Genomic DNA, 1,534 nt, shown 5'->3' with positions numbered 1-1,534 from the left:
GACGAACTAACGGAGATGCCCACTAGAGGCCCCCAGGGGACGATCTGGTCGGCTTCTCTCTGCAGTTGATCGAGTTCGGAGATGTCATAGGGGCTGAGCACATCCACCGTCACCACGTCCGGACGAACGGTCGCTTTCTGCACCACCGCGGATTCGGTGTTGCTCAGCCAGCGTCCCGGACCTGCGCGGCCCACACCCTCGTAAGCGAGCTCGTCGACATGGGGACCAACACCACGACGAAGAGCAACGTCACTACGGGGTACGCCCTACGCGACGTACTGTGTTGCGAAGCGGTCCGACCTTGCACTGGTCGCAATTCCGGTCACGCCAGAGTGTTCACCACACCCAGCGCGGCTCAACCCGCCAAGGAGGCATGGCATGAGCACTACCCGCGAGCTTCGCGCCGAGGTCGAGGTCGACGCCCCCGTCGAGCGCGTGTGGGAGGTCGTCACGGATACCTCCGTGCTCGTTCGGTCGTCGCCCGAACTCGTCGCGATGACACCGCTGCTGCCGGGAGGCTTCCGGAAGGGCCAGCAGTACATCGGCTGGAACCGCCGCAAACTGGTCGTCTGGCCAACCCGAAACGTTGTGATCGAGTTCGAGCCACACAAGCGTGTCGCCTGGGACACGAAGACCAGCGGCGCCCGCTGGGCCTTCGAGCTCCAGCCGACGCAGACCGGTACCAAGCTGGCCCAGCGTCGGTCCGTGCCGGGCAAGCTCAATCCGATCGGCCGGTTCTTCGCCGCGACGCTCCTCGGCGGGGGCCCGAACCACGCTGACGAGCTCGAGACTGCACTTGGCACCACGCTGGAGAGCATCAAAGCTATCGCCGAGGCCTGACCAACCGACTCGTCCCCACGGGTGGACTTCGCCAGGGATAACTCTCTTGCGACTGGGCAGTAGCAAGAGGAGCAATGCGCGGGAACGGCTACTTAGACGACAGCCCGCCGGCAGAGTTCGGAGAGACGTCTTCTGCTACCTCACGGACCGACCACACCCTGATCTGAAGTGGACAGCCGGTATGGTGAGTCCGGGTCTACCCGCCCAGTAATCGACCGGATGAGCGTCCCGCAGGGAGACTCGAGTGTAGATGCCGCCCTCGGAAACCACGAGCACAGCCTGGCACCTCGGCCTCCGTGACTGTGGTCGAACTTTCAACTCTGAGTTCCACCTACCCCGCCCCGCCCCGCCGCTTCGCCGCCCTCTCCGGATCCGAGGCGTACAACCACGATTCGGCCTCCCCCGGCCGGACCAGCGCCCGGCCCACCAGGATCACCGCCGCCTGCCGCAGACCGGCGGACTCGACCGCGTCCGCGATGTCGGCAAGTGTGCCCCGCAGCTCGACGCGGTGCGGGCGGCTCGCCTTGGCCACCACCGCCACCGGGCAGTCCGCGCCGTGCGTGGGAACCAGCCGTTCGGCGAGCTCGCGGATCCGGGTGATCGCCAGGTGCAGCACCAGCGTCGCGCCGGTGGCGGCGAAGTTCTCCAGCGATTCGGAGGACGGCATCACCGTCGATCGGGCCTGGACGCGGGA

The 1,534-nt window shown here is 66.6% G+C and carries 1 protein-coding gene and 1 pseudogene; one reads left to right on the top strand and one right to left on the bottom strand.

Annotated features, from left to right (window positions below):
* The first annotated feature begins 378 nt into the window (after nucleotides 1-378).
* The gene (locus tag G6017_RS14055; protein WP_182610827.1) at nucleotides 379-840 is read left to right on the top strand and encodes an SRPBCC family protein; all 462 of its coding nucleotides are present in this window, start codon (nucleotides 379-381) and stop codon (nucleotides 838-840) included.
* A 331-nt stretch (nucleotides 841-1,171) separates the two neighbouring features.
* Here the strand turns inward: G6017_RS14055 and G6017_RS14050 are convergent.
* Nucleotides 1,172-1,534 (bottom strand): annotated as a pseudogene (locus G6017_RS14050) (precorrin-4 C(11)-methyltransferase); the annotation flags it as partial.

Source organism: Dietzia sp. B44, assembly GCF_014145245.1.
Lineage (GTDB): Bacteria > Actinomycetota > Actinomycetes > Mycobacteriales > Mycobacteriaceae > Dietzia > Dietzia natronolimnaea.
Note: the sequence above shows the minus strand (reverse complement) of the source record. Positions and strands in the feature narration are given on the sequence as shown.

Bases quoted from the DNA above. Each gene is read 5' to 3' on its own strand.
- G6017_RS14055 (WP_182610827.1), top strand. From the start codon at position 379: ATGAGCACTACCCGCGAGCTTCGCGCCGAGGTCGAGGTCGACGCCCCC.